The 25776-nt window shown below is 75.2% G+C and carries 25 protein-coding genes and 1 tRNA gene; 13 read left to right on the top strand and 13 right to left on the bottom strand.

Going from position 1 to position 25776, the window contains the following annotated elements:
• The first annotated feature begins 242 nt into the window (after positions 1-242).
• Together ACIRGB_RS18095 and ACIRGB_RS18100 are read left to right on the top strand one after the other, a co-directional pair.
• Positions 243-315: transfer RNA gene (locus ACIRGB_RS18095), tRNA-Arg, on the top strand.
• A gap of 76 nt (positions 316-391) precedes the next feature.
• Positions 392-1381 carry a D-2-hydroxyacid dehydrogenase family protein gene (locus tag ACIRGB_RS18100; RefSeq protein ID WP_403865461.1) on the top strand — a complete coding sequence of 330 codons (990 nt, stop codon included), beginning with the start codon at positions 392-394 and terminating at the stop codon, positions 1379-1381.
• 32 nt (positions 1382-1413) lie between these two features.
• Here the strand turns inward: ACIRGB_RS18100 and ACIRGB_RS18105 are convergent, their stop codons facing one another.
• Positions 1414-1992, bottom strand: a complete 579-nt coding sequence (locus ACIRGB_RS18105; RefSeq protein ID WP_403866034.1) for a DUF2087 domain-containing protein — start codon at positions 1990-1992, stop codon at positions 1414-1416.
• A gap of 307 nt (positions 1993-2299) precedes the next feature.
• Between ACIRGB_RS18105 and chpF the strand changes: the two genes are divergently transcribed.
• Positions 2300-2572 (top strand): chaplin ChpF, encoded by a 273-nt coding sequence (chpF, locus tag ACIRGB_RS18110; RefSeq protein WP_104635758.1) that lies wholly within the window; start codon positions 2300-2302, stop codon positions 2570-2572.
• Positions 2573-2645: 73 nt separating this feature from the next.
• On the opposite strand, the gene ACIRGB_RS18115 is transcribed toward chpF, so the two are convergent.
• From ACIRGB_RS18115 to chpG, 6 genes are all read right to left on the bottom strand, one after another.
• The gene (locus ACIRGB_RS18115) at positions 2646-3512 is read right to left on the bottom strand and encodes a tyrosinase family protein (RefSeq protein ID WP_403865464.1); all 867 of its coding nucleotides are present in this window, start codon (positions 3510-3512) and stop codon (positions 2646-2648) included.
• Positions 3496-4095 carry a tyrosinase family oxidase copper chaperone gene (locus ACIRGB_RS18120; RefSeq protein WP_403865467.1) on the bottom strand — a complete coding sequence of 200 codons (600 nt, stop codon included), beginning with the start codon at positions 4093-4095 and terminating at the stop codon, positions 3496-3498. The genes ACIRGB_RS18115 and ACIRGB_RS18120 overlap by 17 nt, the downstream gene beginning before the upstream one ends.
• Positions 4096-4225: 130 nt before the next feature.
• A complete protein-coding gene (locus ACIRGB_RS18125; RefSeq protein ID WP_403865470.1) occupies positions 4226-4741 on the bottom strand; it encodes a hypothetical protein in 516 nt (171 codons plus the stop codon).
• Positions 4742-4860: 119 nt separating this feature from the next.
• Positions 4861-5163, bottom strand: a complete 303-nt coding sequence (locus ACIRGB_RS18130) for a hypothetical protein (protein WP_403865473.1) — start codon at positions 5161-5163, stop codon at positions 4861-4863.
• A 205-nt stretch (positions 5164-5368) separates the two neighbouring features.
• The gene (locus ACIRGB_RS18135) at positions 5369-6103 is read right to left on the bottom strand and encodes a hypothetical protein (RefSeq protein ID WP_403865476.1); all 735 of its coding nucleotides are present in this window, start codon (positions 6101-6103) and stop codon (positions 5369-5371) included.
• Between the two features lie 275 nt (positions 6104-6378).
• Positions 6379-6618, bottom strand: a complete 240-nt coding sequence (chpG, locus tag ACIRGB_RS18140) for a chaplin ChpG (protein ID WP_030179666.1) — start codon at positions 6616-6618, stop codon at positions 6379-6381.
• A gap of 276 nt (positions 6619-6894) precedes the next feature.
• Here chpG and ACIRGB_RS18145 point away from each other — a divergent pair, with 276 nt between their 5' ends.
• Genes ACIRGB_RS18145 through ACIRGB_RS18180 form a run of 8 tightly spaced genes read left to right on the top strand, consistent with a single transcriptional unit; the run spans position 6895 to position 16695 of the window.
• Entirely contained in the window at positions 6895-8184 is a 1290-nt protein-coding gene (locus ACIRGB_RS18145) for a glycosyltransferase (protein ID WP_403865479.1), read from the top strand.
• Positions 8181-9656 (top strand): exopolysaccharide biosynthesis polyprenyl glycosylphosphotransferase, encoded by a 1476-nt coding sequence (locus tag ACIRGB_RS18150; protein ID WP_403865482.1) that lies wholly within the window; start codon positions 8181-8183, stop codon positions 9654-9656. Before ACIRGB_RS18145 ends, ACIRGB_RS18150 begins: the two co-directional genes overlap by 4 nt.
• 5 nt (positions 9657-9661) lie before the next feature.
• Positions 9662-10978, top strand: coding sequence for an O-antigen ligase family protein (locus ACIRGB_RS18155; protein ID WP_403865485.1), 1317 nt, complete (start codon positions 9662-9664; stop codon positions 10976-10978).
• A complete protein-coding gene (gene murJ / locus ACIRGB_RS18160; RefSeq protein WP_403865488.1) occupies positions 10975-12933 on the top strand; it encodes a murein biosynthesis integral membrane protein MurJ in 1959 nt (652 codons plus the stop codon). The genes ACIRGB_RS18155 and murJ overlap by 4 nt, the downstream gene beginning before the upstream one ends.
• A gap of 31 nt (positions 12934-12964) precedes the next feature.
• Positions 12965-13654, top strand: a complete 690-nt coding sequence (locus ACIRGB_RS18165) for a polysaccharide deacetylase family protein (protein WP_403865491.1) — start codon at positions 12965-12967, stop codon at positions 13652-13654.
• Between the two features lie 10 nt (positions 13655-13664).
• Positions 13665-14843, top strand: a complete 1179-nt coding sequence (locus ACIRGB_RS18170) for a glycosyltransferase (protein WP_403866037.1) — start codon at positions 13665-13667, stop codon at positions 14841-14843.
• Entirely contained in the window at positions 14840-15556 is a 717-nt protein-coding gene (locus ACIRGB_RS18175) for a lipopolysaccharide biosynthesis protein (protein WP_403865494.1), read from the top strand. Before ACIRGB_RS18170 ends, ACIRGB_RS18175 begins: the two co-directional genes overlap by 4 nt.
• Positions 15553-16695, top strand: coding sequence for a GNAT family N-acetyltransferase (locus ACIRGB_RS18180; protein ID WP_403865497.1), 1143 nt, complete (start codon positions 15553-15555; stop codon positions 16693-16695). Before ACIRGB_RS18175 ends, ACIRGB_RS18180 begins: the two co-directional genes overlap by 4 nt.
• A 37-nt stretch (positions 16696-16732) precedes the next feature.
• On the opposite strand, the gene ACIRGB_RS18185 is transcribed toward ACIRGB_RS18180, so the two are convergent.
• Entirely contained in the window at positions 16733-17920 is a 1188-nt protein-coding gene (locus tag ACIRGB_RS18185; protein WP_403865500.1) for a glycoside hydrolase family 26 protein, read from the bottom strand.
• A gap of 131 nt (positions 17921-18051) precedes the next feature.
• Between ACIRGB_RS18185 and ACIRGB_RS18190 the strand changes: the two genes are divergently transcribed.
• Positions 18052-19362 (top strand): ATP-grasp domain-containing protein, encoded by a 1311-nt coding sequence (locus tag ACIRGB_RS18190; protein ID WP_403865503.1) that lies wholly within the window; start codon positions 18052-18054, stop codon positions 19360-19362.
• Positions 19363-19449: 87 nt separating this feature from the next.
• Here the strand turns inward: ACIRGB_RS18190 and chpA are convergent, their stop codons facing one another.
• The 3 genes from chpA to rdlA form a co-directional block, all read right to left on the bottom strand.
• Complete coding sequence (gene chpA, locus ACIRGB_RS18195) at positions 19450-20238, bottom strand: LAXTG-anchored chaplin ChpA (RefSeq protein ID WP_403865506.1); 789 nt, start codon at positions 20236-20238, stop codon at positions 19450-19452.
• A gap of 151 nt (positions 20239-20389) precedes the next feature.
• Positions 20390-20617: a chaplin ChpD gene (chpD, locus tag ACIRGB_RS18200; RefSeq protein WP_059300460.1), complete on the bottom strand. Its 228-nt coding sequence runs from the start codon at positions 20615-20617 to the stop codon at positions 20390-20392.
• Between the two features lie 287 nt (positions 20618-20904).
• On the bottom strand, positions 20905-21297 hold the full coding sequence (rdlA, locus tag ACIRGB_RS18205; protein WP_031014367.1) for a rodlin RdlA: 393 nt from the start codon (positions 21295-21297) through the stop codon (positions 20905-20907).
• A 262-nt stretch (positions 21298-21559) separates the two neighbouring features.
• On the opposite strand from rdlA, the gene rdlB reads away from it, so the two are divergent.
• Positions 21560-21961, top strand: coding sequence for a rodlin RdlB (rdlB, locus tag ACIRGB_RS18210; protein ID WP_352147819.1), 402 nt, complete (start codon positions 21560-21562; stop codon positions 21959-21961).
• Between the two features lie 75 nt (positions 21962-22036).
• On the opposite strand, the gene ACIRGB_RS18215 is transcribed toward rdlB, so the two are convergent.
• Complete coding sequence (locus ACIRGB_RS18215; RefSeq protein WP_403865510.1) at positions 22037-23968, bottom strand: AMP-dependent synthetase/ligase; 1932 nt, start codon at positions 23966-23968, stop codon at positions 22037-22039.
• Between the two features lie 145 nt (positions 23969-24113).
• Positions 24114-25703 (bottom strand): von Willebrand factor type A domain-containing protein, encoded by a 1590-nt coding sequence (locus ACIRGB_RS18220; RefSeq protein WP_403865512.1) that lies wholly within the window; start codon positions 25701-25703, stop codon positions 24114-24116.
• Between the last annotated feature and the right edge of the window lie 73 nt (positions 25704-25776).

Genomic DNA, 25776 nt, shown 5'->3' on the forward strand with positions numbered 1-25776 from the left:
GGGACTACTGGGACACGAGGACAGTCCAGGCATAACGAGTGGACAACACCCGATGCGCGAGACGCCAAAAGCGATGCACGATTCGTAACTGCCTGCGATTATCGGGATCGCTTCACCGAACCTCCACATCGAGCCACGGAGGGGAAGCAGCCGGGGCAGGGAGTCGGGAGCCCTATCCTTGTCCCCGGCGAGGTCAGGGACCGGCCCACACCCGGGCACCACGACCGAGGCCACCACACCAGGCCCCCGTAGCTCAGTGGATAGAGCAGGCGCCTTCTAAGCGCTTGGCCGCAGGTTCGAGTCCTGCCGGGGGCGCCGGGCTCCCTCCTTCCGGGAGGGCACCTCCGCCGGTGCCGGCGCCATTTCCCGTTCGGCGAGAGGGACCATCACCGTGCGACTGCGTTGCGCCGTGCTCGACGACTACCAGCGGGTGGCGACCGAGGTGGCCGACTGGTCGCCGGTCGCCGACCGTGTGGACGTCGTGTCCTACGACACCCACTTCCCGGACGAGGACTCCCTCGCCGCGGCGCTCGCGGACGCCGACATCGTGGTCACCCTGCGCGAACGCGTGCCGTTCCCCGGCTCGTTGCTCGCCCGGCTGCCCCGGCTGCGCCTGATCGTCGCCTCCGGCATGCGCAACAGCGTGATCGACTACGCCGCCGCCGAGGCGCACGGCGTCACCGTCTGCGGTACGGCCTCCTCCTCCACCCCGCCGGTCGAGCTGACCTGGGCCCTGCTGCTGGGCCTGGCCCGCGGCATCGTCCAGGAGGGCAACGGGCTGCGCGCGGGCGGGCCCTGGCAGCAGACGGTGGGCGCCGACCTGCACGGCCGCCGGCTCGGACTGCTGGGCCTGGGCAGGATCGGCGGGCGGGTGGCGCAGGTCGGCCTGGCCTTCGGCATGCGGGTGAGCGCCTGGAGCCAGCACCTCACCCGGGAGCGCACCGACGAGGTCGGCGTCGAACTGGCCCCCTCCAAGGAAGAGCTGCTGAGCAGCGCCGACTTCGTCTCCGTCCACCTGGCCCTCGGCGAGCGCACCCGCGGCCTGCTCGGCCCCGCCGAACTGGCCCTGCTCAAACCGACCGCCTACCTGGTCAACACCTCGCGCGCGGCGATCGTCGACCAGGAGGCGCTGCTCGCCGCGCTGCACGAGGGCCGCATCGCCGGCGCGGGTGTGGACGTCTTCGACACCGAGCCGCTGCCCGCCGATCACCCGATGCGCTCCGCCCCGCGCCTGCTCGCCACACCCCACCTGGGCTATGTCTCGCGCGCCAACTACGCCACCTACTACGGCCAGGCCGTCGAGGCGATCGCGGCCTACCTCGCGGGCTCACCCGTACGGCGGCTGCCGGTGCCCCCGCCTCCGGCACCGGGCCGGGCATGACGCCTCCGGCACCGGGCCGGGCGTAGGGACGCTCAGGCGGTGCCCGTCCGGGCGGCGTCCGCCGGGCGCGCGTAGATGCCGTCGCTCCGGCACAGGTGGCCGAAGTCCACCAGATGGCGCCGGAGCGTCACATGGTCGACCTCGCCGTCCTCGCACCAGGCGCGCAGCTTCTCGTCGACGGTGCGTTCCGGGTACTCCACGCCGGGTGCGAAGGTCTGCTCGGCGATGTGCCGCAGCACCACCTTCTTGCGCGTCCAGCGTGCGGGGAGACGGACCAGCCGGCCGTTCCTGACGAAGGTCCGCACGATCATGCCGGACCGGCCGTCGTCGCCCGCCTCGGCGAGGTCGTCGGGGGCCCGCGACGCCGTACGGCCCGCGTCGGTCAGCTCCCGGAAGCGGTCGTGTACTACGACGAGTTCGCCGTCCTCCCCGGACGCCACCACGCCCAGCGCCCGCAGTCGGCGCAACGCACCGGACGTCTCCTTCGCGGAGAGACCGGCCGCCCGAGCCACCCGCGCGGCGTCGCCCGCGCCCAGCGCCACGGCCGCGAAGGCCCGCACCCGGCTCTCCTCGGCGAAGAGGGCGGGCAGCGCGGCGAGCGCGGCCGGCAGCGACGACGCGTCCGCCGATCGCTCGGACCGCCGAGGCCACTGGGGCGACGGGGGCGACGGGAAGGACTGGGGCGACTCGGAATCCTCGACGGACGAGTCGGATCGGTCATTCGGCATGCCGGGAGGCTAGTGGACACACCGGCGCGCACGGGAACGGTTTTCCGCGAGCCGCCGTCCGCCGCACCCCGTGCGCTCAAAAAGGGTGATCCGCACATTCCCCCCGTGACCCGCCGCGACCGGGTGCGTTGAACCGGCAGTGCGGCGGCGCGTCCTGCCGCCGTGCTCCCCGAGTCAGAAGGAGAACGTGATGTCTCGCATCGCGAAGGCCACCGGCATCGCCCTCGGCGCCGGTGCCGTGGTGCTCAGCGGCACCGGCATGGCCATGGCGGACGCGGGCGCGGCGGGCGCGGCCGTCGGCTCGCCCGGTGTCCTGTCCGGCAACGTCGTCCAGATCCCCGTGCATGTGCCGGTCAACGTCTGCGGCAACACCATCGACGTGATCGGCCTGCTGAACCCGGCCTTCGGCAACGCCTGCGAAAACGGCGACGACGAGGACAAGAGCGGCGGCTACGGCAGCTGAGCCCCCAGGCACGGAGGAGCCCCGGCCTTCCCGGCCGGGGCTCCTCCGCGTCGGTGGCCGGGGACGGCTCCGCTCAGGCGTACCGGTAGATCCGGCCGACGTCCTCCAGCTCGTCCGGCGTCACGTCCCACGGCGGCAGCTTCTCGTGCCGTGCCACGATCCGCCCGCGCTGCGCGCTGCCCCGGCCGGGCGGCTCGGCGGGCAGGTAGCGGGCGCCGCGGTGACGGGCCTGCCAGCGCGACCACTGGAGGTCGACGAAGGCGTGGTGCAGCCAGAACACCGGGTCGTTGACGGAGGCGCCGCCGACCATGGCGCCGCCGACCCAGCGGTGCACGCGGTTGTGGTTGCGCCAGGAGACGCTGCCCCGCCCGGCCCCCCAGCCCTCCAGTTTGTTGCGGAACCCCTTGCGGACCGTGGAGTCGTACGGCGAGGTGTCGTACTTCGGGTCGGACAGCGCCCACTCCAGGTCGCTCTTCGTGGGCAGGTCGAGGGGGTCGCCCGCGCGCCCGAGGTCCCGGGTGAGGTACTCCGTGTCGGTGACGTTCACCTTGATGGTCCAGTTGCCCTCGGCGTGGGCGAAGGGACCGGTGGTGACCCGGTGGTCGGAACGCCGTCCGGTGCCGCCCAGGAGGTCCGCGGTCCAGGGCGTCGACTTGGCGCCGCGGTTCTTCGTCCAGTCCCAGTAGGGCACGGTGACCGAATCGTCCACCCGGCGCAGCGCCTCCTCCAGGTCCAGCAGGAACCGGCGATGCCAGGGCAGGAAGGACGGCGCCATGTGCGCCGTACGCAGTCCGTCCTCGCCGTCGGAGACGTAGTACTCGATGTGGGTGCGCACGAACTGGTCGTACTCGCCGCGTCGTTTGACCTCCAGCAGCGCGTTGACGAACCGCCGCTTCTCACTGCGGGTCAGCGTGCTGACGTCCTTACGCGTGTACGCCATGCCGCTCCCCGGAGTGCTGGTCGTGGCCCGTGGACGGGGTGTCGCGCAGGTGCTCGCCGGGGCCGAGTTCGTCGACGGCGCCGCGGGCCGCTTCGAGCGGCGTGGGGTAGGACCGGTAGTGGTCGACCATGCTCAGCCAGGTGCCGTCGGCCCGGCGCATCAGGTGCAGCGGACGGCCGTCCACGGTGACCTGCCAGGTGCCGGCGCCCACGGCCCGGCCCCCGGCGGAGCGGATGCCCCGGATGCGCCGACCGCGGTAGGTCTCGTCGAAGGCGGCGGCACCCTCGGCGCCCCCGGTGCTCCCGGCGGACTCGGCGCCCCCGGCGGGCTCGGCGGCGTGCGGCCCGGGGTGGGCGGGGGCGGGCCCCGGTCCGTCGGTGGCGGCCTCGGTGGCCCGGGAGGGGCGCGAGGCGGCGATCAGGGGCGCCAGGCCGACGGCGAGGGCCGGGGCGAGCAGCCCCCGCATCACCTGCCGCCGAGTGCCCGCGACCGGCCCGCCTCTCGCCGATTCCTCCGCCGCCCGCTCCCGCTCCGCGCCGCTCCCTGACGCGCCGTTCGCTGTCGCGCCCGCGTTGCCGACCATGGCTCACTCCTCGTCCGGTTCCGTTGGTCCGCACCGCTAACCGAACGACGGGCCCCGCGGTCACCGCGCGCAGGGCCAGTCGGAGCACGGCCGCTCGGCCGGGCGAGGTCGCCGGAGGTCGCCAGGGGGGTTACAGCCCCGGTCCGACGCCCAGGTCGGCCACCGGGACCGTCTGGACCACCGGGGCGAGCACACCGGCCTCGGGGAGCTTGGGCGCCGGCAGGCCGAGGGCCCCGGGGTTCGGCGCGGTGAGCGGGGCGTCCAGGGACAGTCCCGGCGCCAGGGTGCGCAGCTCGGCGGCGGGGGCGTCGACACCGGCGTGGTCGAAGTCGTCGCCGAGGACGTGCGGCAGCGGCTGGCGCAGGTCGACGCCGGGCAGCCCGCCGCGCACCGGCAGCTGCGGCAGCGTCCGCTCCGGCAGCAGCCGGCCCTCGACGTACCGCGGGCCCTCCGGCGCGCCCGCCGTGGGCACCGGCAGCTCGCCGGCCACCTCGGGCAGTTCCATGCCGAGGGCCGTCTCCGCGCCGCCCAGCGGCACCGGCACGGGAACCGCGCGGGCCGCGGCGGCGGGGGTCGCGGCCACGCCCACGGCGGCGGCCACACCGGTGACCACGGCGGCCAGGGTTCGTCTGGTGGTCGGCTTCATGACAGGCACGGTCCCTTTCGAGAAGGCGGGAGGTACGGCTTCGGGAAGGCGGGAGACACGGCTCCGTACCGCGGAGGTACGGCGGAGGCAAGCAGAGGTAGGGCGGGGAGCGGGGTGGCTCAGCCGCCCAGCGGGAGCCCGCCCAGCAGACCGCTCGCGGAGTTCAGCTTCGTGGTCGCGCCCTTCACGGTGTGCAGCACGGAGTCCTTGTTCTCGGTGTCCAGCGCGTCGGACCGCGCTTCCGACTGGTGCTTGATCGGCATGACGTCGATGCGCTCCGCGGTCAGCGCGTTCACGGCGCCGTTGAGGCTGGTGGGCGTGAGCGCGGCGGCGTCGGAGGCGTCGTAGGCGAACGCGGGCACGGCGGAGCCGGCGGCGACCAGGGAACCGGCGACGACGGCGGCGGCCTTGAGGGACTTCATCGTGTTCCTTTCTTCGGCGACCTGTGTCACCGGAGGTATTGCTGACGCCCTCCCTAACGACCTGCGCCGGGGCCGGAAACTCCGCCGTCCGGAAGACATATGAGATCTCCGGGCTCGACGTCTCCGGACACGCGAAGGGCCGCCGCGCCTCCGGAAGGGAGGCACGGCGGCCCGGTACGCCCGGTACGCCCGGGACGGCTCGGCGTCAGGAGGGGTTCGCGGGTGCCGCGGCCTCCGGCGTGGCGGCCTCCGGCGCGGTCGGTACGCCGGGCAGGCCGGCCAGGTCCGCGGCCGGCAGACCGTTGCCGACCATCGTGGCGGCGACGACGTTGACGATGCCGGTCATCAGGTCCTTGACGGCCGGGCTCACCTGTTCGGCGGTACCGGAGGTGCTGGCCTTCACCAGGGCGTCGAGCCGCTTCTGGAGCTCGGCCTCCGCGGCCGCGGACAGGTCGGAGGCCGCCGCGGTGCCGTCGTCGCTCTGGGCCGTGACGGGCGCCGGCAGCGTGACCGGGGTGTCGGTGCCGGTCTCCGGCGCGGTGACGGCCGGCGGCTGGGCCGGGGTGCTGGTGCCGGGGGTGGTCGCCGCGTCGTCGGCGTCGGTGTCCGCGGCGTCCGTGTCCGCGGCGTCCGCCTTGGCGAGGGCGTCCTTGACGGCGGCGGAGAGCTTGTCCGCGTCCGTGGCGGAGAGCCGGCCGTCGTCGGCCTTGAGGACGGCGCTGAGCAGGTCGGTGACCGGCGTGAGCACTCCGCCCAGACCGGCCAGGCTGCCGACCTGGCTCTCCAGTTCCGCCGCGTCGGGCAGGGGGGCGTGGGACGCCGCGTGGGTGCGTTCCCGGACCGAGTCGCCGTCGGCCGCCATCACCGCCGGGCCGGAGAGGCCGATCAGCAGGCCGGCGGTGAGGGCGGAGGTGGCGATTCGCCGTGCGGGCAGACGCATGGGGTTTCCTTTCGGTGGTGCGTCGGATGTTGTGCCCACCGTGGAATCGCCCTCGGCGCTCTGCAACGCAGGCACCGGCCCCGCGCGCCCGCCCGCCCCGCTCGCGGGCCGCGTCTTACCTGGTGAGACGCCCCGTCAAGGTCCGTGCGCCGTGTCGTCGACCGGACCCCCCATTCGGGGCAGCACACCGCCGTCCGCGCGGCAACGCGAACCGGCCGCCCGTTCGCGGAGGAACCGCGGTACGGACGGCCGGTGCGGCATGGGGTGAGCCGACGTCAGTCGTTCTCGCACTCGTTGCCGAACGCCGGGTTCAGCAGGCCGATGATGTCGATGGTGTTGCCACAGACGTTGACCGGGATGTGGACCGGGACCTGCACCACGTTGCCGGACAGGACGCCCGGGGAGTGGGCGGCGGCGGCCTGCGCGCCGCTGTCGGCGGCGGCGACACCGGCGGTGCCCGCCACCGCGGCGGCGGCGACGGAGGTCAGGGCCAGGCCCTTCGCGATACGCGACATGGAGAAGTGCTCCTTGGGGTTGTACACACACCCGGGCGGCTGCCCGGCGCAGTGTCAACGCGTGGCACGGGCGCGAGTTGTGCCGCCAAAGGGGTGATCTCGCGAAAGACCGGGATTCACGAATCCAACACACTTACCCGGTTTCGCCGTATTAGTACGGATAGCGGCTAGAGTCCCACACCATTCGACGCACCCGTATGCCGCGTAGCGGCCGGCACCCGCGGCCGGGCGCGTTCCCGCCCGTCCCGAGCCATCTCCGTGAGCGAGGAAACGCGCATGCACCTGCCACCGACCGGCTCCCGGCCACGGGTTCTGCATCTCACCCAACCGGTGGACGGCGGGGTCGCCCGGGTGGTGACGGACCTGACGCGGGCTCAGCTCGCCGCCGGACTGCGCGTCGCGGTCGCCTGTCCCGGCGGGGACCTCGCCGACCGGCTGCGTTCGCTGGGCGCCGACGTGCGGCACTGGCCGGCGACCCGCTCGCCCGGCCCGGCGCTGGTGTCCGAGGTACGGCGACTCGTCCGCGTGGTCGAGGACGTGCGGCCCGATCTGGTGCACGCGCACAGCGCCAAGGCCGGTCTGGCCGGGCGACTCGCCGTACGGGGCCGGGTACCGACCGTGTTCCAGCCGCACGCCTGGTCGTTCGAGGCGGTCGGCGGGGCCGCCGCGCGTCTCGCGCTGGGCTGGGAGCGGTGGTCGGCGCGGTGGACGGCGCGGACGGTGTGCGTGAGCGAGGCGGAACGGCTGCGGGGAGTGCGGGCCGGGCTGCGCGGGCCCTGGGCGGTGATCCCGAACGGCATCGACCTCGCCCGCTACCACCCCGACACGCCCGCGTACCACCCCGACGCGCCGGAGTACGCCGGCCTCGACCCGGCCGGTCCGCGACCGCGGCACGGTGCCGCCCCGCACGCCCCGCTGGTGGTCTGCGTGGGGCGGCTGTGCCGGCAGAAGGGGCAGGACGTCCTGCTGAGCGCCTGGGAGTCGGTCCTCGCGCGGGTGCCCGGCGCCCGGCTGGTCCTAGTCGGCGACGGTCCGGACCGCGCCCGGCTGGCCGCGCGGGCCCCGGCGTCCGTGCTGTTCACGGGGGCGGTCGCCGACGCCGCCGCCTGGTACCGGGCCGCCGACCTCGTCGTGCTGCCGTCGCGCTGGGAGGGCATGGCGCTGGCCCCGCTGGAGGCGATGGCCTGCGGGCGGCCCGTGGTGGTGACCGACGTGGACGGGGCCCGCGAGGGCCTGCCGCCCGCGCTCGTACCGCACTGCCTGGTGCCGCCCGGGGACCCCGCGGCGCTGGCCGACACCGCCGCCGCGCTGCTGCTCGACGCGCCGCTGCGCGCCTCGCTCGGCCGCCGGGGGCGTGCGCACGTCCAGTCCGCGCACGACGTACGGCGCACGGCCGCGGCGGTCGCGGCCCTGTACGGCGACCTCCTGGACGGCGTACGGACCGCGACTGCGGCACCCACCGGCGACGGGGCCGGCGACCGCGCCGGCGTCATCGGCGACAGGCCCGCAGCCGTGGGGCGGTCGGCCGTCGTGCCCATCGAGTGCAGGGAGTCCACCCACCCGTGACCGCGGAAAGCACCGTCCCCTCCCCCGCCGGCCAGTCGCGCGACCTCGGCTCCTCCCCCGTCTCGGTGCTGCCGCGGCGCGACGGCGCCCCGGGCCCGCGACTGCCCGCCCGGCGCTCCGCGCCACGGCCGGACTCCCCGCTGCCGCTGCTCGTCGCGGACGGCGCGGCGGCCCTGCCGGGCTCGCTGGTCCTCACCGGCACCCCGCACCAACCGCTGCTCGCGGCCCTGCTGGTGGCCGCCTCGCTGCTGCTGCGCCCCCGGCCGCGCCCCGCCCGGCCGACACCCGGCGCGCTGGACGACCTGCCCGCCCTGTGCGGCCGGATCGCCGTCGGGTGGCTGGCGCTCGCGGCGCTCGTCGCGGCGTACGCCCCGTCGCACGCGCTCTCCGCGCGCACCCTGTGCGCCGGTTTCCTGCTGCACGCGGTGACGGGCTGCGCGGGCCGGGCCGCCGTGCACCGCAGACGCCGTACGGCGCTGCTGAACCATCCCCGCGCCGCCCTCGTCGTCGGCCCCGCCGCGACCGCGCAGCGCGTGGCCTCGGCGCTGCTGCGCCACCCGCGCTGCGGGGTGCGCCCCGTCGGGATCGTCACCGACGACCCGGGCGGCACCGCGGGCCTGCCGGTGCTGTCCACGGACGAGGAGGTGCGGCGGGCGGTCGTGCAGAACGGCGTACGGGACGTGCTGGCCGTGGGCCCCTTCGTGGACGCCCTTTCCGCGGACCCCTCCGTACGGTCCCGGCAGGCGGCGCTGCTGCGGCCGCTGGCCGAGTCGGGCTGCGCGGTGTGGGAGCTGGACGCCGATGCGCCCGCGTACGCCGGCGCTCCCGCCCGCCCGGACGGGGACCGGATCGCCGGATTCCGCTGCCGGCGGCTGGAACCGGCGGCGCGGCGGCCGGGCGGCGCGGGCAAGCGGGTCCTCGACGTGGCGGTGTCCGGGGCGCTGTTGCTGCTGCTGAGCCCGCTGCTGCTGGCCTGTGCGACGGTGCTGCGGGTGGTGAGCGGTCCGGGCGTGCTGTTCCGGCAGGAGCGCGTCGGCGAGGGCGGCAGGCCGTTCACGCTGCTGAAGTTCCGCACCCACCGGCCGGCGGACGAGCACGAGTCGGCGACCCGGTGGAGCGTGGCGGACGAACGCCGGATGCCGTGGTTCTGCCGCTTCCTGCGGCGCACCTCGCTGGACGAGCTGCTCCAGCTGTGGAACGTCTTCCGGGGCGACATGAGCCTGGTCGGCCCGCGGCCCGAACGCCCGTACTTCGTGGCCCGGTTCAGCCAGACCTACCCCGGCTACGCGGCCCGCCACCGGATGCCCGCCGGGATCACCGGCCTGGCCCAGATCAACGGGCTGCGCGGGGACACGTCCATCGAGGACCGGGCCCGCTTCGACAACGCCTACATCGACGACTGGTCGCTGTGGCAGGACGTCTGCATCCTGCTGCGCACGGCCGCCGCGCTCGTGCGCCCCACGGGGAGCTGACCCAGGTGGCCCACGCCCTGCCCCTGCGGCCGACGGCGCGCGTACGGCGGCTGCCGCCCGCGCTGGCCGTGGTCGCCGTCGTCGCGCTGCTCGCGCTGCCGCTCGCCCCGGGCGACGAGGGCGGCGCGCACCCGGCCGACGCGGCCTCCGCGCTGGCGGTGCTGTACTGCGCGCTGCGGCTGGTGCGGGACCGGCGGCGCCCCCTGTCCCGTACGGCGGCCGTGGTGCTCAGCCTGCCCGTGCTCGGCCTGGCCGTCGCCGCCGCGGGCGCCGGGTCGCCGGGGGCCGGACTGGCGGGCCTCGGCCGCTACCTCCAGGTCTTCGTCCTGGTCCCGGCCGCCGTCCTGCTGCTCGTCCGCGACCGGGGCGACGTACGGCTGCTGGCCCGGTCGATGGTGGGGCTGGCCCTGTGGCAGGGGGCGGTCGGCGTGCACCAGTACGTGACCGCCACCGGCGCCTCCTACCAGGGTGAACGGGTGCGGGCGGTGGGCACCTTCGGGCCGCAGGACGTGATGGGGATGGCGACCGTGGTCTCGCTGGGGCTGGTCTGCGCGGTGGGGCTGGCGCTGGGCCGGACGCCGGTGCGGCAGCGGCTGCTCGCCGCCGGGTGCGCGCTCGCGCTGCTGCTGCCGCTCGCCGTGTCGTTCAGCCGCGGGGCGTGGATCGCGACGGCGGTGACGTGCGCGGCGCAGCTGCTGCTGGCGGGGGTGCGCAGGGCGCTGGCGGTGGGGGCGGCCGTGGTCGCGGCGGCGGTGGTGCTGGTGGGCGGCTTCGGGGTCGGTACGGCGATGCTCCAGGAGCGGGTCGGCAGCATCACCCGGGTCGCCGACGCCCCCGACCAGTCGGTGACCGACCGCTACACGATGTGGGCGGCGGCGACCGGGATGTGGCGGGAGCGGCCGCTGACCGGCGTGGGGCTGAAGGGCTTTCCCGAACACCGTGACGCGCACGCCTCGCTGGCGCTGTCCTCGGGCAGCGAGACCGACGGCGCGGGTGCCGGGTACCACAGGCAGCCGCTGCTGTCCCCGCACAACATGTACCTGCTGGTGCTGGCCGAACAGGGGCTGATCGGGCTGCTGGCGCTGGCCGGGAGCTGGCTGGCGCTGCTCGTGCTGGGCCTGCGCGGGCTGCGCCGCGCACGGCGGGAACGGGGCTCGGTGCCGGACTGCGCGTTCGTCGCCTGCGGGCTGCTGGTGTGGCAGCTGACCGACTTCGCGTACGCCGACATCGGCGGGCCGTCGACCGTGCTCACGGCGGTGTGCTTCGGGCTGGCGGCCTGGTGGGCGCTGGGTTCCGCCGCGCGGGAGGTGCCGGAGCGGTGACGACGACCTCGCCGCACCCGGCGGGCGAAGCGGGTGCGTCCCACGACGCGGGCCCCCCGGCCGAGACCCCGTACGCGGAGACCGCGCCGGTCGCCGAGAGCGGCTCCTCGGGGCGTTTCCTGGCCCGCGCCGCCCTCGTCACGGCCGTGCTGTCGGTGGCCGGGTCGGTGCTCGGGCTGGCCCGGGACCAGGCGCTGGCCCGGCTGTTCGGCGCCGGGAGCGAGACGGACGCCTTCCTGGTGGCGTGGACGGTGCCCGAGTTCGCGGCGACGCTGCTGATCGAGGACGGGCTGGCCTTCGCGCTGGTCCCGATGTTCAGTCTGGCCCTGGCCCGCCGCGCGCGGGGTGCCCCGGGCGACCCGGTCCGCGCGCTGGTCGCCTCGACGCTGCCCCGGCTGGCCCTGGCCTTCGCCGCGGCCGGTGCGCTGGTCGCCGCCGCCGCGCCGGTGCTGGTCCGGGCCCTGGCTCCGGGACTGGCCGACCACGCCCTCGCCGTGGACTGCACCCGGCTCACCGCCACCTGCGTCGTCAGCTTCGGGCTCGCCGGGTACGGCAGCGCCGTGCTGCGGGCGCACCGCCGGTTCCCGGCACCGGCGGCGATCTACGTCGCCTACAACACCGGCATCATCACGGCGATGTTCGTGCTCGGCGGGCGCTGGGGGGTGCGCTCGGCGGCGGTCGGGGTCGCGGTGGGCGGCGCCCTGATGGTGGCGACGCAACTCCCGTCGCTGCTCGGCCAGTTGCGGTGCCGGGACAGCGCCGGGGGCGCACCGGGCAGCGCGGCCGGAGAACGCCTGCCGGCCCCCACGCACGGCACCCGCCCGCCGGTCACCACCCACGGCACGTCCCCGTCAGGCACCGTGGACGGCCCGCGCCCGTCAGCCATCACGGACACGGAGAACATCGCGGACGGCGCAGGCCCGCCGGGTACCCCACACAGCACCCGTCCGCCGTACCCCACGCATGACACGCCTCCCTCAGGCACCACGCACAACCCGCGCCCGTCAGGCATCGCGGAGGACGCAGGCCCGCTCGCCCTCGGGCTGTTCGGCACCGTGCTGCTGTTCGCGCTGTGTCGCCAGTCCCAGGTCCTCATCGAGCGTTTCCTGGCCTCCGGGCTCCCCTCCGGGGCCATCTCGCACCTGAACTACGCGCAGAAGGTCGCCCAGATCCCGATGACGCTGTCGCTGATGCTGTGCACGGTCACCTTCCCGGTGGTGGCCCGTGCGCTGGCCGACGGCGACACGGAGCGGGCCCGCGACCGGGTCGAGCGGGACGTGGCGCTGGCGGCCTGCCTGGTGCTGCTCGGCGCGGCCACCGTCGTCGCCTGCGCGCCGCAGATCATCCACCTGCTCTTCCAGCGCGGCGCGTTCACCGCGGCCGACACGGCGGCGACCGCGGGCGTCATGCGGGTGTACGCGCTCGGGCTGCTCGGTCAGACCGTGGTGGGCGCGCTGGCCCGCTCCTACTTCTCGGCGGGCCGCGCCTCCTGGTACCCGTTCGGCGCGATGGCCGTCGGCGTCGTGACGACCGCCGTCGCGGGCGCCCGCGCGGTCGGCCCGTGGGGCGTGACCGGCATCGCCGCCGCCAACGCCGCCGGCATCACCGTCACCGCCGCCCTGCTGCTCGCCGGGATGGGTCCGCGCAGCGTGCCGGTGCGCGTCCGGCGGGTCCTGGGCGACCTGGGCAGGCCGCTGCTGGCGGCGGCCGTGGCGACCGGCGCGGGCGCGTCGGCCGCGGACCTGGTCACCGACGCCGGTGCCGCCGTGTCGCGGACCGCCCTCTCGCTGGCCGTCGGCGCCGCCACCGTCGGCGGTGTCTTCGTCGTCCTCTGCCTGGCCCTGGGCGTCCGGGGCCCGAGCCCCGTCCGTTTCCTCCACCCCGTCACACGAAGGCTCCCTCATGGCCGTTTCCGCTTCCGGTTCCCCTTCCGCGACCACGACCACGACCACTGACGCCCGCCCCGGCAGCGTCCCCTGGGTCGCCATGTACCACTCCGTCGGTGACTGCTCGGACGACCCGTACCGCATCACGGTCACGCCCGACCGGCTGGACGCGCAGCTGGGCTGGCTGCGGCGGCGCGGGCTGCGCGGCGTGCCGGTCGCCGAACTGCTGGCCGCCCGCGCCCGGGGCGGCGGCCGGGACCTGGTGGGGCTGACCTTCGACGACGGGTACGCCGACTTCGTCGAGCACGCGCTGCCGTGCCTGCGCCGCTGGGGCTGCGGGGCGACCCTCTTCGTGCTGCCGGGCCGGCTCGGCGGCGAGAACGCCTGGGACCCGCTGGGCCCGCGCAAGCCGCTGCTGACCGCCGACGGCATCCGCCGCGCCGCCGCCGAGGGCGTCGAGATCGGCTCGCACGGTCTCACCCACCTCGACCTGACCACGGCGGACGACGCCACGCTGACCGCCGAGACCGCTCAGAGCCGGGCGCTGCTCACGGAGTTGACCGGCGCTCCGGTGACCGGCTTCTGCTACCCGTACGGCACGGTCGACGCCCGCGCCGCCGACGCCGTGCGCGCCGCCGGGTACGCCTACGCCTGCGCCATCGACCCCGGCCCGCTGACCGGCCCGTACGCCCTGCCCCGCGTGCACGTGGGCCAGCGGGACACACCCGTACGGCTGCTGCTGAAGACCCGGCTGCACCGCCTGCGCCGCCGGGCCCCGGCGGGAGTGTGAGGTGACCGACGTGAAGGCCCTGCACATCATCACCGGTCTCGGCGTCGGCGGCGCCGAGCAGCAACTGCGGCTGCTCCTGCGGCATCTCCCCGTCGACTGCGACGTCGTGACGCTCACCAACCCCGGCCCGGTCGCCGACGGTCTGCTGGCCGACGGCGTGCACGTCGTCCACCTCGGCATGACCGGCAACCGCGACCTGGCCGCGCTGCCCCGCCTGGCCCGGCTGATCCGCACCGGCGGCTACGACCTCGTGCACACCCACCTCTACCGGGCCTGCCTCTACGGCCGTCTCGCCGCCCGCCTGGCCGGGGTGCGCGCGGTCGTCGCCACCGAACACTCCCTGGGCGACTCCCAGATGGAGGGCCGCCCGCTCACCCCGGGCGTCCGCGCCCTGTACCTGGCCGGGGAGCGCCTGGGCAGCGCCACGGTCGCCGTCTCCCCGACCGTCGCCGACCGGCTGCGGCGCTGGGGCGTGCCCGCGCCCCGCATCGAGGTCGTCCCCAACGGCATCGACCTGGCCCGCTTCCGCTTCGACCCGGTCCGGCGGCTGCGCACCCGGCGCCGCCTCGGCCTGCCCGAGGGCGCGTACGTCGTGGGCGGCGTCGGCCGGCTGACGGCGGCCAAGCGCTTCGACGTCCTGGTCCGCGCGCTGGCCCTGCTCCCGGCGGACTGCTGGCTGCTGCTGGTCGGCGGCGGCCCCCAGGAGCACCTGCTGCGCCGCACCGCCCACGAGGCCGGGGTCGCCGACCGCGTCCTGCTCACCGGCGAACGCCCCTACCTCCCCGACGGTTCCCCCGGCCCCGACCTGCCCGCGCTGGCCGCCGCGATGGACGTGCTCGCCTCGCCGTCGCCGGAGGAGGCGTTCGGCCTGGCCGCCGTGGAGGGGCTCGCGTCCGGGCTGCCGGTGCTGTACGCCTCCTGCCCGGCGATCGAGGACCTGCCCCCCGAGTCCGCGCCCGCGGCACGGCGGATCGTCGGCGGCGCGGCGGAGTTCGCGCGCGCCCTCGCCGAGACCCGCGCGTCCCACGGTCCGGTCCCCGGCACGCGCACCGCGCCCGAGGCGGCCCGCCACTACTGCGTCACCCGCAGCGCCGCCCGGCTGATGGACGTCTACGCGACCACCCTCACGCAACCGCTGCCCCCGGCCCCGTCACCGTCCCCGGCATCCCAGGGAGTCACCTCCGCATGACCGAGCCCCTCACCCAGTCCCCGGCCGCGCGCGCGACGGACGACGAGCCCGCGCCCCCCGCACGGCGGCAGCGCGTCCGGGCCGCCCTGCGCCGCGTCCCGCACCGCCTGCGCTCCCTGCCGCCCTGGTCCCCGCTCGCGGCAGGCGTCCTCGCCGGCGGGCTGCTCGGCGCCGGGTACGGCCTGGTCACCACCCCGCAGTACACGGCGACCGGCTACGTCGTCGCCGTCCCCGCCGACGCGTCCGACCCGGCGGCCGCGCTGGGCTTCGCGCAGGCCTACGGCCGGGTCGCCACGCAGCTCGCGGTGCTCGGGGACGCGCAGATGTGGGCCCACGTGCCGGTGGCGACCCTGGAGCGGAGTGTCCGCACCGCGACCTCGCCGGACGCGCCGATGGTCTCGGTGACGGCCACCTCCGCCGACCCGGAGGAGGCCGCCGACATGGCCAACGCCGTCACCCGCGCTCTGACCCGGCACGCGGCGGCCTCCGCCGACGACACCCACGTGGAGCTGCGGCAGTTCGCGCGGGCCACCGAACCCACCGAGCCGTCCTCGGCGTCCACCGCGGTGACGGCCCTGGTGGGCGCGAGCGCGGGCGGACTCCTGGGCGGGCTGGCGCTGCTGGTCCGGCCGCGCCGCGGCGCACGGGAGCCCGGGCGCGCGGCGGCGGTGCCCGGACCGGCGTCGGCGGCCGACGTGCGCGGACAGCTGTGACGTACCCGAGGCCGCCGCACCCGCTCCCGCCCGGCCACACGGTCGAACTGGTCACCGACGAGGCCGCCTTCGCCGAGCTGGCCCCGCAGTGGCGGCGGCTGTACGACCGCTGCGCCGCCGCGACCCCGTTCCAGAGCCACGCCTGGCTGCTCTCCTGGTGGCGCTCCTACGGCTCGGCGGGACGGCTGCGGCTGGTGCTGGCCCGCGAGGGCGGCGAACTGGTCGCCGCCGCGCCGCTGACGCTCGTACGGCGTCCGGTGCCGGCGCTGGTGCCGCTGGGCGGGGCGATCTCGGACTACGGGGACGTCCTGCTGGACGACGAGCGGGGCCCGGACGCGGCGACCGCGCTCGCCGCGGGCCTGGCCGCGGCGGCCCGCACCGCACTGGTCGACCTGCGCGAGGTCCGGCCGGGCGCCGCCGCCGAACGGGTCTACGCACGCTGGCGCGGCCCCCGGCACCGGCTCGCGGACTCGCTCTGCCTGGAACTGCCCGCCCTCCCCCTGGACGAGCTGGTCGCCCGGCTGCCCTCGGCCAAGGCCAGGCAGCGGGTCCGCGCCCAGCTGCGCCGGCTGGACGCGCTCGGCGTCAAGGCCCGGCCCGTCCTGCCCGACGAGGCGGACGCGGCGCTGCGCCGCCTCCTCGACCTGCACCGGTTGCAGTGGCGGGGGCGGAAGGTGACCGGCGAGCACCTGCGGCCCCGCTTCCGCGAGCACCTGGTGCGGGCGGTGGGTCCGATGGTGCGGAGCGGGGACGCGCAGGTCACCGAGTTCCGGATGGCCGACGAGGTGGTGGCCGTGGACGTGACGCTGCTGTCGCACCGGCTGGCCGGGGGCTATCTGTACGGCGCGCATCCCGGGCTGCGGGAGCGGAAGGCGGACGTGGCGGTGATGCTGCTGGCCGCGTGCGCCGAGTACGCCCGCGCCCCGGGGCGCTCCACGCTGAGCCTGCTGCGCGGCGACGAGCCGTACAAGCACCACTGGCGTCCGGAGCCGGTGCCGAACCAGCGGCTGCTGCTGGCCCGCCGCCGCACGGCCCCGCTGCTGGCGGCGGCCCTGGCCGACGCCGCCGCACGACGGCGGGGCAAGGAGCTGCTGCGGCGGCGGGCGGAGCGGAAGGGGCACGCCGGTGGCGGCACCTGACCGGGCCCGCCGCCCCCGTGGCGCCCTCCGCGCGCCGCTACTTGGCGCGCGTGTACCAGTCGAGACGCAGGCACAGCTTCCCGCCGAGCCAGTGCTCGACCCAGTCGCCCAGCTCCAGCGGCGAGCAGTCGGCCGGGGCCTCGGGTGTCGTGGGCGGCACCGTGGGCACGGGCGGCGCGGTCGGGGTGGTGGGCTCCGGGGGTGTCGGGGCCGTCGGCTCGGGCTCGTCGGTGCGGCCGAAGAGCACGGACCGGTAGACGGCCGTGGACCGGGGATTGTCGTCGCACTGCCACACGCCGTGCGGGCAGTAGTCGGTGACCGTGTTGTACACGGGCTTGTGCTCGTCCATCCAGGCCAGCATGCGCCGCATGTACGCGGCGTTGTCGCCGTTGCGGAACAGCCCCCACTCCGGGTAGGAGACGGGCTTGCCGTGCGCCTTCGCGAAGTCCACGTGCGCCTGGAGCCCGTACGGCTCCTTCACCTGCTCGTCGAACGACATCCCGCGCGGCTGGTCGTAGGAGTCCATGCCGACGATGTCGACGGTGGCGTCGCCGGGATAGCACTGCGTCCAGGGCACGGCGTCCCGGCCGCGGCTCGGCGCGAAGTCGAACCGGAACTTCTGCCCGGGCACCGCGCGCATGGTGGTGACGATCCGGTTCCAGTACGTCTTCCAGGCCTCGGGGTCCGGTCCGCAGCGGTGCGTGTACGTGGTGCCGTTCATCTCCCAGCCCAGCACCAGGACCGTGTCCGGGACCTTGAGGGTGACCAGGCGTTCGGCGAGGGCGCGGAAGTGGTGGTCGAAGCGTCCGGCGGCGCCCTGGCGCAGCAGGGCGCGCACCTCGTCGTCGTCGACGTGCTCCTCGTTGCGCTCCATCATGGGCACGTTGAGGACGAGCATCCGGTCGGCCTCGCGGGTGCGCCAGTCGGCCCACACGTCGAGGAAGCCGGGGGCGCCCTCGATGTTGCTCCAGCGGTCGCCGGGCAGGTAGGTGTGGCCCACGCGCAGCTCGGCGCCGCCCAGCCAGTGGCTCAGCGCGGCCATCCGGGCCACGCCGCGGGGGCCGTAGTCGAGGTACGCGCCGAAGGCGGGGGTGGGTTCGGGCGCGGCCAGTTCGCCCGCGGCGACACCGGGTCCCGCGGCGAGGAACGCCGCCGCCGCGATCGCCGCGGCCGCGGCGCGTGCCGGACGCCGCCTGGACCGGGTCCGTGACTGCCGTACGGCCATGCCGCCTCCTTTGGGATGTCGTTACTGACACTCAGTCATATGAAATGCCATCACGCCACCGCCGTTACGGCTTTCGAGTGCGTTGATCGCCCGCACCGGTGAATCCCGTCCCGATCCGAAGGAAGTCTCCTGTGTCGCTGTTCGACACCCGTGTCCCCGCCGTTGTGCTGCGGACCGACCGGAATCCCTTTCACCACGGAACGCTGGGCGCCGTGCGTTCGCTCGGCCGGGCGGGGGTGGAGGTGCACGTGGTCGCCGACTGCGCGCAGAGCCCGGTCCGCGCCTCCCGTTACCTGAGCGGGCTGCACACCCCGCCGCCGCCCGGCGCGTCGCCCGCCGAGATCGCGGCGGTCCTGCGCCGCGTCGCCGCGCGGCTCGCCCGGCCCGCGGTGCTGATTCCGATGGACGACGCGTGTGCCGTGGCGGTGGGCCGGGCGCGGGCGGAACTGGCGCCCGCGTTTCTGCTGCCCGACCAGCCGGGTGAGCTGTCCGCGCGCGTGGCCGACAAGGCGGAACTGGCCGGTGTGTGCGCCGCCCTGGACGTCCCGCACCCCGAGACCCTGGTCCCGCAGAGCGCGGCGGAGGCGGCGCGGGCGGCGTGGCGGCTGGGCCTGCCGGTGGTGGCGAAGTGGAGCCGGCCCTGGCTGGTGCCGCCGGGCGGCGGGCTGCGCAGCACGGTGCTGGTGCGCTCGGCGCGGGAGGCCGGGGAGCTGTACCGGCGGGCCGAGGAGGCGGGCAGCCGGCTGCTGCTCCAGGCGTTCCTGCCGCCGGGTGCCGACCGGGACTGGTTCTTCCACGGGTACGCCGACCGCTCCGGCGCGGTCCGGGCGGGCGGTCCCGGCCGCAAGACCCGGGCCAGGCCGCGCGGCGCCGGTCTGACGGCGGTGGGCCGCTGGACGCCGAACCCGCGGGTGCAGGCGCTCGCCGAGCGGGTCACCGCGGAGCTGGGCTACCGGGGCGTCTTCGACCTCGACTTCCGGCGCTGCGGCACGACGGGCCGCTATCACCTGCTCGACTTCAACCCGCGCCCCGGCGCCCAGTTCCGGCTGTTCACCGACACCGCCGGACTGGACGTCGTACGGGCCCTGCACCTGGACCTGACCCACCGCCCGCTGCCGGAGGGGGCGCCGCGGCCGGGGCGGGTGTTCGTGGTGGAGAACTACGCGCCGCTGAGCGCCCTGCGTCCGCCCCGCGAGGGCCACGGGGGGCGCGAGCTGGCCTGGCACGCCCGGGACGACCGGGCGCCGGGCCGGGCGCTGTGGGTGCTGTGGGGCCGCCATGTGGCCGCCCGGCTGCGGGACCGCGTGCGGCGGGGCCGCGCCGCCCGCCCGGACGACACGCCCCCGGCCCGGGCCCGCGTCGTGCGCCAGGCCTCCGCCCCCGCCACGGACCGCGCCGGCGCCCCCGACCGCCCGGACGAGGACCGGGCGGGCAGCCACTGAGCCTCCCGCGCGCCCGCCGGCGCGGACGACGACGCCCCCGGTGGCCCGTGAGGGGCCGCCGGGGGCGTCGTGGTGGGCGGGAGGGGGTCAGCGGCCGGTGAGGGCGCGGCCCCGGCGGTACAGGATCGCTCCGCCCGCGATCAGCACGGCGCCGGCGGCCGCGGCGCCGAGCGTGCCCTCGCTGCCGGTCTCGGCCAGGACGGGCGGCTGCTCCGTCTGGGGAGCCGGCGGGGTGTGCTCCTCCTCGGACGGGGGCGGGGGCTCCTCCTCGCCGGAGGGCGGCGGGGGCTCCTCGTGGGTGGGCGGCGGGGGCTCCTCCTCGCCGTAACCGGGCGGCGTGGTCGGGGGCGGCGGCTCCTCCTCGCCGTAGCCGGGGGGCTCCTCGGCGGCGTTCTCGCACTCGTTGCCGAAGACCGGGTTCAGCGCGGCGATCACGTCGACGGTGTTGCCGCAGAGGTTGACCGGCACGTCGACCGGGACCTGCGCGTTGTTGCCGGACCCGACGCCGGGCGAGCCCTCGGTCGCGCCGTCCGCGTGGGAGCCGGACGACGAGGTCGAGGGCGTGGACGTGTTCGAGGACGAGGTGTCCTCGCCGTACCCGCCGCCGTTGCCGTGGCCGTCGGTCTGCTCGTCCGAGGAGTTCTCGCACTCGTTGCCGAAGGCCGGGTTCAGGGCGGCGATCACGTCGACGGTGTTGCCGCAGGCGTTCACGGGCACGTCGACCGGGACCTGGAGGGCGTTGCCGGACACGGCGCCCGGGGAGTTCGTGGCGGCCCCGTCCGCATGCGAGTCGGCAAGGGCGGGGCTGCCGCACAGGGAAAGGATGCCCGTCGCGGCGGCTGCCGCGACCATCCCCCTGCTCAGGGTCTGTCGCACTCTGGTTGTCTTCCTGCTTGGAGAGATGAGAGATGAGATCGGCTGGAGAACGATCCGGGAGGACGGGCTGCAGAAAGGGGAAAAGGCCGGCCCCGAACCAAACGAGTTGGCCAGGGCCGGCCCTGACACAGCCGGTCGGTGCGGAACGACGTCAGTCGTTCTCGCACTTGTTGCCGAACGCCGGGTTCAGCAGACCAACGACGTTGATGCTGTTGCCGCACACGTTGACGGGAACGTGCACGGGCACCTGGACGACGTTGCCGGACAGGACGCCCGGGGAGCCTACGGCGGCACCCTCGGCGCCGGCGTCGGCGAAGGCCGGGGCGGCCATGCCGAGGGCCATGATCGCGCCCGCGACGACAGCAGCGCTCTTCTTCATGAACTTTCCCTTCTCTGCGGTCATGCCTGAATGACGGCCGAAACCGCGCGAGCACAGCATTGACGGCTCGCACCATGACCTGCAGCCTGCAAAAGAGGAATTGACGGCCGACGAAACTACCGAACGTGGGACACCCCGAAATTCACTCGGATGCCTCACGAAACGTCCCGGCCGTTCCCCCAAGAGAGCGACGGAGTCGATCCGCTCCCCGGCGAAATCCCGTCCCGTGCACGGCCGGGCGGCCCGCGGAGAAGTCAGCGGGCCGCCCGGTCCGGGCGGGGTACGGCTCAGCCCTCGCCGTTCGCGGACAGGACCGACAGGTCCTCCAGGACGTGCGAGACGGCACCGTCACGCTTGGCCTGCGTGGAGTTGTCCGCGCACTGCTGGTTCAGGTCGTCCGCCAGGACGTTGATGTCCTGGATCGGGACGAGGTTGATGACGGCGACGTTGACGTCCTCGACACCGAGGCACGGCTTGTTCAGCGTGCCCTCGACCAGCGACAGCTGCGGGCTCATGTCGCCGTCGGTCGCCGAGTTGCCGAACGACGACGAGGCGCCGTTGCCGTTGGCCACGGCCGGCCCGTTGTCGTCCCCGATGGCCAGGGCCTGGGGCGCGGCAGCAGCGGACATGCCGATCACAGAAGCGGCAGCCGCCGCGGCGACCATTGCCTTCTTGAGCACTTCGCGTTCCTTTCGTCGTAGCGACGCACTGTCCTACGGCCTCATCAACCCGGTGCGCGATGATTGGTTGCGGGCGTTCACCCGGTTGGCCCCCACCGGATCTCGAAAACGGCGCGGAAGCCGCCCAAATCCCGGGGGGAAACGCGGACCCGTACACATTTCCCGTTGTCCGCCGACGGAGTGAACGGGAGAAACCCGACCGGACTCACGGAGTTGACCAGAGCGCTCCGGTGGACGGGGTTTCCTCAGAAAGGACTTGCCAGTGATCAAGAAGGTAGTTGCCTACGCGGCGATCGCCGCCTCCGTCATGGGCGCCTCCGCTGCCGCGGCACCGCAGGCGATGGCGATCGGTGACGACAGCGGGCCCGTCTCTGCCAACGGCAACGGCGCCTCGCAGTACTTCGGCAACTCGATGACCACGGGCAACATGAGCCCGCAGATGGCGCTCATCCAGGGTTCGTTCAACAAGCCGTGCATCGCGGTCAGCGACATCCCGGTCAGCGTCATCGGTCTCGTGCCGATCCAGGACCTCAACGTCCTGGGCGACGACATGAACCAGCAGTGTGCCGAGAACTCCACCCAGGCCAAGCGCGACGGTGCGCTGGCCCACCTGCTGGAGGACGTCTCGATCCTGTCCGCCAACGGTGAGGGCGGCGGGCACTGACACCGCGTCGGGGGCGGGCCGCCGAGCAGATCGGCGGCCCGCCCCTTTCGCATGCCCCGGGCGCCCGGGCGCGGATCACCGTCCCGGCGGCCTCGCGTACAGCGCCTCAATCTCGTCCGCGTACGCCGCGACGGCCGCGTGCCGCTTCACCTTCAGGGACGGGGTCAGCAGCCCGTTCTCCTCGGTGAACTCGCCCTCGACCAGCCGGAAGGCGCGGATCGACTCGGCCCGGGAGACGGCCGCGTTGGCGTGGTCCACGGCCTTCTGGACGTCGGCGCGCATCCTCTCGTCCCGTACGACCTCGGACATCGGGGTGCCGGCGGGCAGCCCGCGCACCGCCAGCCAGTGCGCGACGGCGTCCGGGTCGAGGGTGACCAGGGCGGCGACGTAGGGGCGGTTGTCGCCGACGACCAGGCACTGGGCGACGGGCGGGCGGCTGCGCAGGCGGTCCTCCAGGACGGCCGGGGAGACGTTCTTGCCGCCGGAGGTGACCAGGAGGTCCTTCTTGCGGCCGGTGATGGTGAGGTAGCCGTCGGCGTCGAGGGAGCCGAGGTCGCCGGTGGCGAACCAGCCGTCGGTGAGGGCCGCGTCGGTGGCCTCCGGGTTGCCGCGGTAGGAGCCGAACACGATGCCGCCCTTGACCAGTACCTCGCCGTCGTCCGCGATGCGCACGGCGGTGCCGGGGACCGGCGGGCCGACCGTGCCGGGGCGGGGGCCGAGCGGCGGGACGATGGTGGCGGCGGCGGTGGTCTCGGTCAGGCCGTAGCCCTCGTAGACCATGATTCCGGCGGCGTAGAAGAACAGGTTGAGGTCGCTCTCCAGCGGGGAGCCGCCGCTGATCGCGTAGCGCATCCGGCCGCCCAGTTCCTTGCGGACCCGGCGGTAGACCAGCAGGTCGTACAGAGCCCAGCCCGCCCACAGGGCCGGGGTGGGGCCCTTGCCGCGGCCCAGGAAGCGGTCCAGGTGCGCGGCGCCGAAGCGGACGGCGAGGCGGTGGGCGCGTTCGAAGGAGGCGCCGCGGCCGATCTTCTCGGCGGTCGCCCGGCCGGTGTCGTGGATCTTCTCGAAGAGGTACGGGACGCCGACCAGGAAGGTCGGGCGGAAGGACCTGAGCGCGGGGCGCAGTTCGTCGGGCTTGATGCTCGGGAAGTGGCCGATCTCGATGCGGGCCAGCAGGCAGGAGATCTGGATGGTGCGGCCCAGGATGTGGGCGAGCGGCAGGAAGAGGAGGGTCGAGGCCCGCTGGCCGGTGACCTCCTTGAAGATCGGGTGCAGCAGCTCGACCGTGTTGGCGGCCTCGGCGTGCAGGTTGGCGTGGGTGAGGACGCAGCCCTTGGGGCGGCCGGTGGTGCCGGAGGTGTAGCAGACGGTGGCGGCCGTGTCCGGGGTGAGGGCGGTGCGGCGCTTGGTGACCTCGTCGTCGCGCACGCCCCGGCCCAGGGCGGTGAGGTCGGCGAGGGCGCCGGCGTCCAGCTCCCAGACCTGCGGGCGCTCGGCGTGTCCGGCGGTGCCGGTCAGGACGGTGGCGGTGTTTGCGGCGGTCTCGGTGACGGCGTACCGGGCGCCGGAGTCGCGGACGATCCACTCGACCTGGTCGGCCGAGGAGGTGGCGTACACGGGGACGGTCTGCCCGCCGGCCGCCCAGATCGCGAAGTCCAGGACCGTCCACTCGTAGCGGGTGCGGGACATGACGGCGACCCGGCCGCCGGGCTCCAGACCGGCGGCGATCAGGCCCTTGGCCACGGCGGTGACCTCGCGGGCGAACTCCGCGGCGGTGACGGGCCGCCAGGTTCCCGCCACCTCGCGGCGCAGGACCACCGCGTCGGGTGCCTCGGCGGCGTTGGTGAACGGGATGTCGGCGGTGCTGCCCTCGGTGGGGCGGGGCGCGAGGGCGGCGGTGCGGGCCTCGCGGACGGTGCCGTGCGCGTCCCTGACGGTCTCGGTCCTTGTGCGGGACACCAGGTCACCGCGGCTTCTCGCCCGTTTCAGGTCCCTGCGTACGCCCATGACGGCTCCCGGTCGCGGCTCGGACTGATGCGCTGTCGCGTGTACTCGGCCAGTAACTTACTTCAGAGTAAACTTACTCACGCGTAAGGAAACGTCAATGGGCCACACCGCCCGGCGGGGTCACGGCCGCCGGGCGGCGCCGGGCTCAGGCCAGCCGGTCCGCCTCCTCGATCGCCTCGGCCAGTTCGCGCACGTCCTCGTCCTCCGTGCGGTCCGCCAGGCCCTCGGCCCGCTCGGCCAGTCCGGCGAGACCGGGCGCCCCGGGCAAGGCGCCGCCGTCGCCGTCCGGGGACCGGAGCGCGTCGGCGAAGTAGGCCGCGGTCGCCGCGACCCGCAGCCCGCGGCCGGCTTCCCAGACGGAGTCGTCGAGGGCGTCGCTCGCCACGTCGCCGGACTCCTCGTGCGGGGTGCGGCTGTCGGGGTCGAGCCAGCGGACGGTGGCCGTGGCGAGGTGGCCGTCGGCGCCGGGCCTGGTGCGGACGGCGTACAGGGCGGTGACCGTGTGGCCGGGGCCGACCTCGCCGCCGTCGACGCGGTCGTCGCGGAAGTCCTCGTCGGCGACCCGGCGGTCGTCGTAGCCGACGAGGCGGAACTCGGCGACGGTCTCCGGGTCGAAGGCGACCTGGGCCTTGGCGTCGCGCGCGGTCAGCTCGACGTGGCGCGGGAGCTGCTCGCTGAACACCTCGCGGGCGTCCTCGGGGGTGGACACGTACGTGGTGTGGCCGTCGCCCCGGTCGGCGAGGCGTTCCATCAGGGCGTCGCCGTAGTCGCTGCCCACGCCGACGCCGAAGAGGGTGACGCCGTGCTCGCGGCGCTCGGTGGCGACGCGTTCGAGGATGGTGTCCGCGTCGGTGTCGCCGGTGTTGGCGAGGGCGTCGGAGACGAGCACGACACGGTTGGTGGCGCCCTCGCGGCGGCCGTCGACGGCGGTCTCGTAGCCGGTCTCCACGCCCGCGCCGAGGTTGGTGGACTCCGTCGGCTCCAGCTCGTCGATCGCGTCGTGGACGCGGTCGCGGTGGTCGCCGAGCCGGGTCATGGGCAGCACGGTCTCGGCCTCGTCGCTGAAGGTGACGAGGGCCACCGAGTCGTCGTCCCGGAGCCGGTCGGTCATGGTGCCGAGGGCCTCCTGGGCGAGGTCGAGGCGGCCGGGTTCGCCCATGGAGCCGGAGACGTCGATGACGAACGTCAGGGCGGCGGGCGGGCGTTCGCTCTGCCGCTCGGCGGGGCGGGTGGCCAGGCCGACGCGGACCAGCGACCAGTCCTCGTCGTCGGTGCGGGCACCGTCCACGGTCACCGAGAAGCCGTCGCCGTCGGGACGGTCGTAGTCCTGGCGGAAGCTGTTGACGAACTCCTCGGGGCGGACCGTGGCCGGGTCGGGCAGCCGGCCCTCGGCGAGGGTGCGGCGGGCGTAGCCGTAGGAGGCGGTGTCGACGTCGAGGGCGAAGGTGGAGAGGTGGTCGGGGTCGGGCGCGACCTGCTGGGAGTCGCCGTTCTTCTCGCCCTCGCCGGTGCTCGTGTCGCCCTCGTAGCGCTGCCCGCCCTCGCCGCGCGGGCGGTCGGGTGCGGGCAGCGGGGCCGAGCCGCCCCGGGAGTCGGCCGCGGTGTCCTTCGCCCCGCTCGACGCGTCGTCCCCTGCCCCGCAGCCGGTGAGCAGCAGCCCGCCCGCCAGGGTCAGCGCGAGCAGCGCGGTCGTGCCGCGCCGCCCCCGCCGCCCGTCGGTCCCGTACCGGTTCATCGTCCGTCCCCCTGTGCTTCGTCGGCGCCGCTGTACGTGACTGTGACGGGGCGGCGGGGCGAAACGTGCGGCA

The sequence above is a fragment of the Streptomyces sp. NPDC102490 genome (assembly GCF_044765285.1).
Lineage (GTDB): Bacteria > Actinomycetota > Actinomycetes > Streptomycetales > Streptomycetaceae > Streptomyces.